We start from the raw sequence: 12,766 nt of genomic DNA on the forward strand, positions 1-12,766 counted from the left end.
ATCGTCATGAAAATTAAATTATATTATTTGGGCATCATTGCCATGAGCCTGTTGCAGTGGAATTTGACGGTAGCTCAAAATTCAAAAAAATGGGCACTATTAAATGGGAATAGGATTGAATGGAAGGTTAAGCAGGGTGAGAATCACGAAGATCATATTGAAATGGCCGGGTTACAATCCGCTGCGGTCGTTTACTACGGTGTTCGCGAAGGTCGTCTGTTATTGGACAAAAAGATCGTATTTCCCATGTTGCGGACAGTTCCCAACAATACACATGCAAGTTTAACCGTACCTTTTCAGGATACTAAGTCTTTATTGATAAAAGTAGATGGCGTAGCGGTCGATGAGTATCCGCGACGTTTTGTACTTGACGGAAAATTAGCTGTTTATTCAACGACGAATTCAGCACTGGAAGTACAGCGGACGTTATTCCCATCTGTCGATAAACCTGTTTTGATTGAACGCGTTAAGTTGGTGAATACGGGGAATAAACCCCTGCGAATCGATCTGATTAACAAGTATTCGAAATTCCTGTCCGACCCTGTGAAAAGTGTTTATGGACAATATGTTGTACAGGCGTTGGTAAGAGATAGTCTGGTGCCAAATCTTGAGCCAAAGCAGAGTTATCTGTTTGATATTGTGTATGAAGGGAAGAAAATTTCAACACCTGTTTATCAGTATTCTCCTTCTTATGAATTACAGAAAAGGGAGGATTTTGTGAAAAGTTTAGCCGACGATCTAATGCTGGAAACCCCTAATGATACGATTAATACAGCATTTGCTTTTGCTAAGATTCGTGCAACTGAAAGTATTTATGATACGAAAGGCGGATTGATGCACGGTCCAGGGGGCTTAAGCTACTATGCTGCTATTTGGGCAAATGATCAGGCTGAATATGCCAATCCTTTCTTTCCTTTCTTGGGCAATCGCAACGGCAATGAAAGCGCCATAAACTCTTTTCGCCATTTTGCCCATTTTATGAATTCGGATTATAAACCAATTCCGAGCTCAATTGTAGCGGAGGGCGATAGTTATTGGAATGGTGCTAAAGATAGAGGGGACATGGCTATGATTGCCTATGGAGCATCCCGGTATGCGTTGGCATTGGGAAAGAAAGATATTGCTGTCGAATTATGGCCATTGATCCACTGGTGTTTTGAGTACCTGGAACGGCAAAAGACAAGTGAAGGAGTTTATCGATCGGATAGTGACGAACTGGAGGGGAGAGCACCGGCAGGTAAAATTAATCTGTCGACAAACAGTATCGCCTATGGTGCCTTTCAGAGTGCGGCAGACCTTGCTCATGAATTGGGAAAGGAGGATCTTTCTCTGCAATACAGACGACAGGCTGAAGAACTCCGTCATTCGATTGTGCGTTATTTTGGTGCTGATGTGCAAGGCTACTCCACCTACCGTTATTACGATGGCAATACCATCTTAAGGGCTTGGATATGTTTGCCTATGACCATGGGGATCACCGAGCGGAGTGCTGGAACAGTTGATGCATTATTATCAAAATATCTCTGGACAAACAACGGTATACTCACACAATCCGGAGATAAGGTATTTTGGGATCGGGCAACCTTATATGCTTTTAAGGGATTTTTTATGACGGGAGCAACCGAAAGGGCGCTGCCTTATTTTAAGTATTACTCTTCAATGCGTCTTTTGGGGGATCATGTACCCTATCCGGTTGAGGCCTGGCCTGAAGGTGGACAAAGGCATTTAAGTGCCGAAAGTGCCTTGTATTGCCGGGTCATAACAGAAGGATTATTTCATATTGTACCCACTGGTTTTCGAAAGTTTAGTATAAGTCCCAGTTTGCCAAAGGAATGGAAGTATATGCGGCTTAGACGTATAAAGGCTTTTGACCGGGTGTTTGATATTGAGGTATCCCGGAAAGGCAAACAAGAGTTTCTTATCGTGAAACAGCAAGATGGTCAACTCATTCAAAAACCAATTTTGAGCCAGCAGGCAATCAGTATCACCTTAAATTAACCGAAAAAATCTCCACAAGTCGTCCTGTGGAGATTTTTTTTAGTCAAGCTTCGGTTGAAACCTCAGCGGGTCTATTATTTTTCGGAATAGCTAAATTGAACAAACGGTTGCGTTTTGATCAGAGTTGTCAATGCTGATAATTCTCGTTATTATCGTAAGGTTATAGTCTGTTCGTAAGCAGATTGACTATAGTTTGTTCGTTTATAAAATAAGAAAATTGTGAAAAAATATCTATTTCTTGCAGGTATTCAGGTATTGTCAGTGCTAGGGCTATCGGCTCAAATGACAAGGTCAAATGTACCATTACAGCTATTTGGTACCCGGAGCTGGATCCGTGTAGACATGAAGGATAATCAACCGAGCATGTCCGGATCGAAAGTCTTTTGGGCAAAAACGAATAAGAAACCGCAGACAGCCAATGCGATATTGGCAGAAGGTGTCAAACGTTATTATATTCAGCAGGTAGATCCTGAAACGACCTATTATATCTGGATAGAATCTGCTACAGGAAAATCCTTGGCGAATGGAAAAGTGTATACGAGCAAGAGATGGCAGCTGGATGATACTGAACTCGATGAAGAGCAAAAGAATCCAAGTTCAAGAGCAGTTCCTGTTGGTATGGAAGTCTATTGGCAGGATGAATTTAACGATCAATTACTTAATCGGAATAAATGGACGACCAACTATTTTTCATCCTTGAACTATCTGAATGCAAAATCCAAGGATGAAATGTTGCATGATCGTTTGCCACAACCCGCTTATACTTTAAATGGATCAGCGATCAATTTGTATGTCAATGATACTATTCCCAAACGGATTTTTACAGCGGGTGGCAACCAGAAGATTTCATCCATCCAAACCTACGATTGGAAGTCCAATGAAAATTTACTGGACAACAGCAAAGGTGGGTACTTTGAAGTTAAGGTAAGACGTAACCGACAGGGTAGTCCCAAGGGAACAAATACCGCTTTTTGGTTTGATTCACCTGGACCAGATATTCGTTATTATCTTCAAGAAGGATCCGAAGTCGACGGAATTAAAGGCATTCGCCCCAAGGGACAGCTTTTCGAAATCGACGTTTTCGAATATATTACAGCTCAGTTTGTGATACATGGACATGTTGATCAAAAAGGGGTATTTCAACGTAATCTTGCTACACATATTGCGGAGGGGTATGAACATGTCGGACAATGGGTAACACATGGGGTATTGTGGACACCTACAAGTATTAAACATTATATCAATGGAGACCTGATCAAAGCGTATACGAATAAAAATCAGATTTATTCACCCAACCACTTTTTGAACGTATTTCTTGGAGCCTATGGATCTGAAGGCGGAGTCAATATGGAGGTCGATTATATTCGGGCGTATAACTGGCCTTTAAAAGATGGTAATGAATTGCCTAATCCAGATTTTGAGAGTAAGTCTGGCCTTGCACCTTGGGAAGGAGCAGCGGTCATCGAAGAATGGCGCGGAGAAAAGGGGAGCAAAGCGGTGGTACTTGCACCGGGTCAAAAAATAGAGCAATATGTTTATTTGGAACCCCAACAAGACTTCAAACTTGTCTATTGGAGTAAAGGAGACAAAGTCCAAGTGGAAGTCGATGATGTCGCTGTCGTAACAGGAAAGTTGTCGAATTTAAAGACGTTAATACCTGATTTAGGAAAAAAAGGTGGAAAGCAGGAGCTTGATTTTGTTACTGGCAAGGAGATCAATCCGAATAAAAAAATTGTTCGGATCGGATTTACCAATGTAGGAAAGGGAAGCGCATTTTTGGATAATATCACGTTGAAAAAAAGATAGTTATAATGCATTTTTCTTAATAAATATTGGCTCCATGTATATCACGTAGGAGCCATTTTTATGTTTTTTTATGCGGTAAATGTTTCTTTTGATATGCTGAAGGTGACATATTTGTCTGTTTCTTGAAGAAATGAGAGAAAGTAGCGGAATCCTCAAAACCCAATTCAATCAGGGTAGTCTTGATTGGATTGGCCCCCAAACTCAGCAGGTGCATAGCTTCCTTTAACAAACGATTATGAATCAGTTTGAGGGGGCTAGTCTCCATGTATTGCTGTGTTTGCATCCAAAGACTTTTTGCAGTTATATTCAGTAAATTTGCATAATAAGCGACATGGTGTTCTTGTTTATAATGAAGTTCTACTAATTCAAGAAAGCGATTCAGGATGGCTGGATAAGCGTATGGTGCTAAATTACCGATGTGTTTGATTAAGGAGTGGTTAATCTCTAGTAAGCTAGTTGCCAAACGTGATAAAATGAGTGATAATGTTGGCTGATAGCGATAGAGTTCATTACGGATCTTATCGAATTCATAGCGGAGCGTTTCAAATTTATATGGCGTGACCTGAAGTATCGGATAATCTTTAAGGAGTTTTATGTTGATTGAAAGCGTATGACATAATTTTTCAAAATTTTGCCAGGGAATTCTAAAATGATAAACAGCGGTTTCTTTGAAAAAATAGAAAGAACTTGACTGACCGGGGAACATTAGATGAATTTGATAACCCATTATATTATGTTGCCTCTGATCAATCTCACGCCTACCTCCGCCCGAATGTATTAAGATAAGGGTCACCACCTCTTTGCTTTTGAGCATATGGTAGGTGTGTACCCTGATATTCCGCATTCGATATAAAAAACCGAGATGCTCTACCTCGTCGTCGCATGTTGTTATGTTTGCAGCATTAAACATAGTTGTTTTGGTCTGGGGAGGTGTTAAGTGTACGATTTGTTTTATTGAGGTTTTACGATTCTTATTTAACGATTATAGGGATATTCCTGTATCCAATGAAACTTGCGCTGTATTAATTCGAACGCTTGCACGTCTTGTTTAATAAGTTTAATGTGCGCTGTATGTTCATTAAAGGTTTTTGTCAGAAGAATATTTCCGTCAGGGTTGATCTGATAATCAAATTGATAATTGTTTAGGGTAATTTTCTTCCCGGCTGCATCAATAACAACGCTCTCCCTTTGTGGGGTATAGTCTGTGTTGCGTATTAAGACCTTGTTGTTATCAATTTCGAAAACAATAAGTCGCCAATCTTCGGGGATTGATTTGCCTTGTGTTCCCGCTTGTTCAATACGGTAGATTCCATATAGTGGTGACTTCGTTAGGTACTCAGCTATCATTTTTTTTGTACTTAATATACCCATGCCCTGTTGCACGATAAAGAGAAGTAACACGGCCAATTTGGCGATAAACAAGCTTTTTCTTTTCCAGCTTTTGTTGAATAGGGGTTGTTGGATAGGGAGTAACTGTACAGGTTTTCCTGAAATAAAAATTGCGAACAATGCTTTTAAGTAGGGAAGCAGTAGAAATATGGAAAATAGCAGGAGTGCTGTGGAGACCATTTTAACAGGAACATCATAAAAATAATTAACGGCCATAATATTAATACTTGTTGCAACTGTAATAAGTGCACCAGCAACTACCGTTTTTCTGAAAAGCAATAAGCCCGATAATATTTCTACTGAACCAATAAGTATATTGTAGCCTTGAGAGTAACCGATATAGGTCCATGCCAGCCCCATAGGAGAATACTCGCCCAATGGCTGGAGAAGTTGTGTTAACCTCGGCGGTTGCATTTGCATATAGAAGACTTTGTACAGTCCATAGTTAATAAGCATAAAAGCAACATAATAGCGTATTGCTGTGGTTAACCAATAGAAAAGGCTTGTGTAGCTGGCTCTTCTTCGATCCAATATGGACCATAAAGCTGCCCCAACTAATGCCAATAGGAGTAGGATCAATAGGGATACCCAGGCATAGGAGGTATCTCCACTTCCGTTGATGAAGATGCTGTGGTCGTAAGAATAGCCCAATATATTTTCTGCAAACCAGGGAGTCAACCTTTGCATAAAATGGGTAAGAGGGGTGCTGATATATCCATATAAAGGATAAGTGCCGTTATTAAAAACAAGAATAAACGACAAAATGAAAATAAAGGAAAATCGAAAACCTAATTTTCTAAAGGCAGGCCACCGTTCTGGGCCGTTTTCGTTAAGAATATTCATGATTAAAGTTTATAGTATTTAAGTTAATATTTTTTGATAAAATAGGTCGTATGTTTATTGAAATAAATAATCGATTAAATAGTAAATAATCATTACGATGTATTTGAACAGAAGTTTTTATCTTGCTCTTAAAAAATAGGAATCATGGACAAGATCAAAGAATATTTTGAATCGCTCGTTGTCATGAATGATATGGACTGGGAAGTATTTTCCGCTAAGCTTGTTAAGATGGAGTTTCCAAAAAAGTCATTGATTTTGGAAATCGGAAAAACTGAACAGTATTTATCTTTTATTGAAAAAGGAATTGTACGTTTCAATATCCCAAAACTGGACTATGATTTTACTTTTGGATTTGCTTTCGAAAACTCTTTTGTAAGTGGGTACGATTCCTTCTTGACGCAGCAGCCTTCATCGTATCATCTCGAGGCAATAACAGATTGTATTTTATGGCGGATATCGTTTGAGGATCTCCATACGGTATATCAAACAACAACGGTTGGTAACCTCATTGGTCGGAAAGCGGTTGAGGACATTTTTCTAAAAAAAATGAAACGGGAACTGACACTACTTGAAGATTCGGCAAAAACCAGGTATATCAAATTGATGCGTGAGCAACCCGAACTGATTCGGAACATTCCCTTAAAATATCTGGCTTCTTATATTGGTATTAGACCGCAATCGTTAAGCCGGATCAGGAAAGAAATTTATTAACAAATGTTCATTGATAACAAAAGGAAGGGCACCTATTTTTGTTATAAAAAAGATGAAACCATTTTTTGTTTTAATTGTCGTTTGCATTATATCCAATCTCATCCTATTGCTGTTGAAGGGGGAGATGGATATTCTTTTAGCGGGTAAAGTTGGATTGGCGGTGATGCTGTTGTTCACTGCATTGGGACACCTACTTTATACCAAAGGAATGATGTTGATGCTACCCGACTTTGTTCCATTTAAAAAAGAAATGATCTATGGAACCGGTTTAATGGAATTCATAGCTGCTATTGGGCTATTTGTCCCGCAGGTGAGCCGCACAACGGGAATCCTTTTAATTGTCTTCTTTCTACTGGTATTACCTACAAATATTCGGGCAAACTTAAGGCGTATCAATTACGAGACGGCTACTTTTGATGGCGCGGGTCCAAACTATTTGTGGTTTCGTATTCCGTTTCAAATCTTGCTGATCGCCTGGACCTATTATTTTGTGGTGCGTTAAAGTAGTTTTCTTAACTAAAGCATAGCAATAAATTAACATGGTTTTGTTTAGTTTTATTTAACATTTTTTTATTTTTGCTAAACTTTTAGATTAAATAGAATGAAAGAAGCCATCAATATGGTCGTATTTGATATGGCAGGTACGACAGTAAACGAAAATAATATTGTTTATAAGACACTTAGAAATGCTATAAATACGGTAGGGGGATACGAACTGACATTAACAGAGGTATTGGCCCACGCTGCAGGTAAGGAGAAGTTACAGGCAATCAAGACTGTACTCAAAAATAGTTTGGATGTTGATGATGATGAATTGGCTCAACGGATGTTTACTTTGTTTTTGAAAGACTTGGAACATGCTTATGAAGTCGAGGAAATTTACCCTAATTCGAATGCGGAAGAACTTTTTGCGATCTTGAAAGAGCGGGGTATCTTGCGTGTGCTCAATACGGGCTATGATCGTAAGACAGCCGAGTCACTTTTGGAGAAGCTTAATTGGAAAGTTGGCAAAGATGTAGATGCGTTAATTACTGCTTCTGATGTACCTCGAAACAGACCTTATCCAGATATGATTCATCTGGCCATGCAAAAATTTGAAATTACGGATCCGGGTTTCGTCGTTAAAATTGGTGATTCTATTATTGACATACAGGAGGGGCAACAAGCGGGTTGCGCTTTGAGTATTGGCATAACAACAGGCGCACATGATGCGGCTCAACTCAGATCGGCAAATCCCGATTATGTGATTGATGATCTACTGGAAATTGTTGAAATACTTGAAAAGAAGAATATATCCAATACAGTCGTCTAGTCTTTGACCCTGTTTAATAAAAAAGCGGGTATTTCCTACAAGAAATACCCGCTTTTGATTGTGATATGATCCACATGTTATTGCATTTGTATGCCTTCCATTGAATTCTGGTTTTTGTTTTTCTTAAACATATTCATATCCATTTTTCCAAAACGGTAGGAAAGATTCAATTTGATCAACTGTGGATTCGACAGTCGATAATAGGTTTGAGAGAATCCTTCACCCGATGAAACAATGGTATTGCCACGTGTTCGGAAGATATCATTGATTGCCAATGTTGCTGAGGCAGCCTGATTTTTCAAGAAGCTTTTCTTAATGGCAAAGTCGATACCATAGAATGGTTTGATATAGCCTTGTGAAGAGCTTTGCGCCTGGTTCATTGGTGGACCGAATGTTTGACCCTGCGTAACTGGCATATTTGTTTTGCCTTGATATTCAAACGCTAGCTGTAGATTCCAGTTTTTCTGTAAGTTGAATGTATTGTTCAATTTTCCAAATACTGTCCACATACCTTCCGAAGGCGTTTTCTCATCCACCTCAATTTTGGAATTATAGAAGTTAAGGTCTGCAGTCAGATCCCACCATTTTTTGAGATTATTGGTATAAGTAAATTCTGCCCCATAATTCTTGCTGGAATTTGCATTGATATAGGTATTAATGAAATCCATTTTGTTCGTGACTGGATTGACTTCCTGTGTCAGGTAACGTGTAATTAGATTGTTTGTGCGTTTATAGTATACCGTTGCCAAAAATGTACCTTTTCCATGTGTACGGCTGTAGGAAAGTTCGCCGGATGTTGTGAATTCAGGAACAAGGTCAGGGTTACCGCGTGTAATATTCAAGCTGTCCGTGTAATCAACAAATGGGATGAGCTGAAAGAAGTTCGGGCGGTTGACACGACGGGTTACGCTCATCTGTATTTGGTCTTTTTCGGTTAGCTTTTTGCTCAAGAACAAAGAAGGAAATAAGCTAAGGGCATACTTGTTGTGGAACTTTTCGTTTGTATTCAAAAGTTCACCGTCGTAAGTTGAGCTTTCTGCGCGCAGCCCAACTTTATAGGATACCCAGTCTTTGAGGTTTCCTCCAATTGAGGCATAGGCTGCATAGACGCTGTTCTTATTGTTATAGTTCGCTGAAGCTGCGGTGATATTCTCAAAATCATCTTTGTCCACTGCTTTTAAGGAATTATTATTGAGATTTTTGAGTTTATTGATCTGTGCACGCACACCAGTTTCGAGTTTCATGCCATTTTTGAATGGTTTGACATAATCTGCCTGCACAGTCATGAACTTATTGTCACCGGAACCGATGTTTTTTTGGATTTGAGTTCCGCTGATTTCCCTGCTTGCATTGCGGTAATTGGTGGTGTATAAACCATTGGATGTGTTGTTACCGCCAAAATAATTGAAATCGACAGATAATTCTTCGCCTTCAGTTTTGAATTTTTGAACAAGACCTGCCTGCAACCCGCGTGGCTTAAAGCTTCTTTCAGATTCGGAAATCCGATCGCTGCGTGATTCGATGTTGCTAGAGGTGGTTAAGATCGACGAGTTCTCATTTGGCTTAAATTTACCCTGAACCAATACGCCGGCTACAGATAGCGTTGTTTTGGGACTTAAGTCGTAATCTACGCCGAGTCGGCCAAAGGTAATCATACCTTTTGTTTTGCCTTCAATATCTTGATCTACTGTTGATTCTATGCCATTAATTGTACTGGTACGGTGGCTGTCGCCCTCGGTGTTGGTCCGCATGCGCATATTCATTCCCGTCAGTGAGATGTTGAATTTATTTTGACGCAGATTTAAACTACCCATAAAGTTGGTTCCACCAAAGCGGTCTCCACCTAAGGTGACCATACCATTGTATCCAGCTTTCTTATTTTTCTTCAGAATAATGTTGAGGATACCGGCCATACTTCCCGAAGCATCATATTTGGCGGAAGGATTTGTGATAATTTCGATTTTATCGATCACATCGGCAGGAATCTGGTCGGGGGTGAGTGTTGTAGGTTTTCCATCGACAAAAATTGTAGGGGCTGCATTTCTCAGTTTTACGTTTCCGTCGATATCTACTTGTACAGAAGGCATATTTCGGAGTACATCGATGGCGGTACCTCCAGCTGCAACGATATTTTTCTCTACATTGAAGACTTTTTTGTCGATGTCCATTTCGAGTAGTGCTTTGCGGCCCGTAACAGTGACTTCATCGAGTTTACGCGTGTCATTGTCCAGTTTGATCGCTCCAAGATCTTTAGCTGCTGTTTTGCTATCGCTATAGTCTACAGCAAGATCGATTGACGTATACCCGACAGAGCTAATTTTTAGCTTCCATTTTTCTTTTGGTGAAATACCAGGGAAATTGAATTTTCCATTTTCCGATGAACTGGTACTTTTTACGAGAATTTCCCTTTCTTTACCTGTAGTTTGGTCTTTGACGACCTTCAATAAATTCACGGAAGCTTGCGAAATAGGTTTCCCCTCACCGTCTACAATCTGACCCGATATCTGGCCTTCAGACATGGTGAAAGCAGGACGGCCGCCTGCAGGGGCTTGAGCGTGTACAGAAGCAACCGCAGTTGCCATTAGCGCTATTGCTATAATTCTTTTCATTGTTTCTTTGCTATACTATCGTCTATGCGGATTAGGCTGTATGATAGTACACAAATTTGAAAAGGATTTTTTAGCTATGCAATCATCTGTAGACCGAAGTGGCGAATGTGTAGACGAATGGATAATTATAACGATACGATTCGGTACATTATATAAACTGTTCGATATTTTTGATATATTTTTTACCAATAGGGAGGGCGGCTTCGGGTAAAGTAAGTTTGTTTTGAGACACCTGCCCAATACGATTTTTATTGACAATAAAGGAATTATGTATACGTAAAAAGTCTGCGATCGGTAATATTTTTTCCATTCCACGTAAATTGCTACGTGTAAGAAGCGGTGATTCACGGTCTACCAGGTATATTTTAACATAGTCTTTCAAACCTTCTATGTAACTGATTTCGTGAAGAAAAATTTTCGTCTTTTTGTATTCGACATTGACCATAATATGGTCTTGTTCAGGAGTCTGCTTTGCACGGAGCAGCATGCCCTCTTCCACTTTCCGGACTGCAGCAGCGAGTCGTTCTTTTGAGATCGGCTTAAGCAGATAATCAATGGCATTTAGTTCGAAACCTTCGACAGCATATTGGTGATAGGCCGTGGTGAAGATAACTAGGGGGCGGGGAGCGAGTTCGCGAATAAACTGTGTGCCCAATTGATCGGGCATTTCAATATCCAGAAAAATCAGATCGATAGCGTGATCTCTTAAATACTCTTCCGCTTCGGCCGTCGCATTAAATTTACCTGTTACTTCGATTTGCTCAAAATTTAACAAGTCGTCTTCGAGGATATTGAGCGCGAAGGGTTCATCATCAATAAGTATACATTTAATCTTCATCGGTCATCAGTTTGAGGGTTACTTCGAAATCTCCAACATCGGTTTTTCTGATTTTGAGGTCATGTCGATTGGGATACAATAATTGTAATCGTCTGCGTACATTGGTCAGTCCTATCCCTTCGTTTGGACGTGGTTCTGTATGTTGTAAGATTCTATTGCGGGATATAAAGATAATGCCACCTGGAGTTTCCTGAAATTGAAACTGTATCTGTGGAGCTGTTTTGCTATCCACACCATACTTGAATGCATTTTCCACAAAATGTATGAAGAGTAATGGGGGGATCATTCTGTTTTTGACCGTATTTTCAATATCAAGTGCTACATTTCCTTTAATAGGAAGACGAAGGGTCTGTAAGGCAATAAAATTGCGCATATGGTCGATCTCTTTAAAAAGTTCGACTTTGGGGCCGTCTACTTCGTAAAGTATATAGCGTAGCATTTCGGATAACTTAACAATAGTGTCTTCTGAATCTGGTGATTGTTTACGAATGAGCCAACGGATATTATTAAGTGTATTGAATAGGAAATGCGGGCTGATCTGAAGTTTTAACATCGTTAGTTCTGCCGTTGTTTTTTCAAGCGCGATCTGCTTGTTGAGCTCCTTTTGTCGGGCTTGTTCATCATAGAGAAAGATCATGGATGAAGTAATCATACAAAGGGAATAAATGATACCGGGGCCAATCACCAAGCGCACAAAAAGAATATTCTCTTTGGTCAAATGGGCAAGTTCTCCATCTGGATTGAAATAGACTATGATGTAGTTGAGCACCACGTATGTGGCAAATCCAAGTGCGATTAATAGCACAAAAATCTTTCTGCGACCGAAAAAATAGGTAGGTGCAACAACATAGCAATGCAAGTAAAAATTAGCAGCCAGGAATACGATATTTACTAAATGCGATAATGCTGAATATGCTTTGAAATCCGCGATTTTATCGGGTTGGTAGAGGTAAGTTATAAAGGGTAACAGCAGTAGTATAGTCCAGATGACAATATGTAAATAAAATTTTCTGAAAAACCTGCTGATCATGTTATGTCTAATTAATTGCCTTAATTTTTGGATATCATCAAACTTAGATAAATTGCTTTTTATATGCAATATAAATACGTTTCTATGCAAAAAGAATTATTCATTGAAGCCTGTTTTCCTAAGGTTAACATGATTTGTTGTTAATCGATAGGCTGTTAAAACATGACCTGCTGTTAAATGATATGGTGTTAAAAGGAGGTTTGCGAAAGAAGGCGAAATCGGGAAATACG

The 12,766-nt window shown here is 39.5% G+C and carries 10 protein-coding genes; 5 read left to right on the forward strand and 5 right to left on the reverse strand.

What is annotated here, in order from left to right; genetic code table 11:
- Window positions 1-6: 6 nt before the first annotated feature.
- Together HS960_RS02260 and HS960_RS02265 are read left to right on the forward strand one after the other, a co-directional pair.
- A complete protein-coding gene (locus HS960_RS02260) occupies window positions 7-1,998 on the forward strand; it encodes a hypothetical protein (RefSeq protein WP_182331162.1) in 1,992 nt (663 codons plus the stop codon).
- A 219-nt stretch (window positions 1,999-2,217) separates the two neighbouring features.
- On the forward strand, window positions 2,218-3,804 hold the full coding sequence (locus HS960_RS02265; RefSeq protein WP_202883740.1) for a glycoside hydrolase family 16 protein: 1,587 nt from the start codon (window positions 2,218-2,220) through the stop codon (window positions 3,802-3,804).
- Between the two features lie 58 nt (window positions 3,805-3,862).
- Here HS960_RS02265 and HS960_RS02270 read toward each other — a convergent pair whose 3' ends face one another.
- Both HS960_RS02270 and HS960_RS02275 read right to left on the reverse strand, forming a co-directional pair.
- Window positions 3,863-4,618 (reverse strand): helix-turn-helix domain-containing protein, encoded by a 756-nt coding sequence (locus HS960_RS02270; RefSeq protein ID WP_182331163.1) that lies wholly within the window; start codon window positions 4,616-4,618, stop codon window positions 3,863-3,865.
- A 161-nt stretch (window positions 4,619-4,779) separates the two neighbouring features.
- The gene (locus tag HS960_RS02275; RefSeq protein ID WP_182331164.1) at window positions 4,780-6,036 is read right to left on the reverse strand and encodes a hypothetical protein; all 1,257 of its coding nucleotides are present in this window, start codon (window positions 6,034-6,036) and stop codon (window positions 4,780-4,782) included.
- Window positions 6,037-6,180: 144 nt separating this feature from the next.
- On the opposite strand from HS960_RS02275, the gene HS960_RS02280 reads away from it, so the two are divergent.
- The 3 genes from HS960_RS02280 (at window position 6,181) to HS960_RS02290 (ending at window position 8,059) form a co-directional block, all read left to right on the forward strand.
- Window positions 6,181-6,747: a Crp/Fnr family transcriptional regulator gene (locus HS960_RS02280; protein WP_159727756.1), complete on the forward strand. Its 567-nt coding sequence runs from the start codon at window positions 6,181-6,183 to the stop codon at window positions 6,745-6,747.
- A gap of 52 nt (window positions 6,748-6,799) precedes the next feature.
- Window positions 6,800-7,249 (forward strand): DoxX family protein, encoded by a 450-nt coding sequence (locus tag HS960_RS02285; RefSeq protein ID WP_159727754.1) that lies wholly within the window; start codon window positions 6,800-6,802, stop codon window positions 7,247-7,249.
- 99 nt (window positions 7,250-7,348) lie between these two features.
- Complete coding sequence (locus HS960_RS02290; RefSeq protein ID WP_159727752.1) at window positions 7,349-8,059, forward strand: HAD family hydrolase; 711 nt, start codon at window positions 7,349-7,351, stop codon at window positions 8,057-8,059.
- 77 nt (window positions 8,060-8,136) lie between these two features.
- Here HS960_RS02290 and HS960_RS02295 read toward each other — a convergent pair whose 3' ends face one another.
- From HS960_RS02295 to HS960_RS02305, 3 genes are all read right to left on the reverse strand, one after another.
- Window positions 8,137-10,668 carry an outer membrane beta-barrel family protein gene (locus HS960_RS02295; protein ID WP_182331165.1) on the reverse strand — a complete coding sequence of 844 codons (2,532 nt, stop codon included), beginning with the start codon at window positions 10,666-10,668 and terminating at the stop codon, window positions 8,137-8,139.
- Between the two features lie 148 nt (window positions 10,669-10,816).
- The gene (locus tag HS960_RS02300; RefSeq protein WP_153845767.1) at window positions 10,817-11,506 is read right to left on the reverse strand and encodes a LytR/AlgR family response regulator transcription factor; all 690 of its coding nucleotides are present in this window, start codon (window positions 11,504-11,506) and stop codon (window positions 10,817-10,819) included.
- Window positions 11,496-12,536, reverse strand: a complete 1,041-nt coding sequence (locus tag HS960_RS02305; protein WP_182331166.1) for a sensor histidine kinase — start codon at window positions 12,534-12,536, stop codon at window positions 11,496-11,498. The genes HS960_RS02300 and HS960_RS02305 overlap by 11 nt, the downstream gene beginning before the upstream one ends.
- Window positions 12,537-12,766: the final 230 nt, after the last annotated feature.

The sequence above is a fragment of the Sphingobacterium paramultivorum genome, assembly GCF_014109745.1.
Lineage (GTDB): Bacteria > Bacteroidota > Bacteroidia > Sphingobacteriales > Sphingobacteriaceae > Sphingobacterium > Sphingobacterium paramultivorum.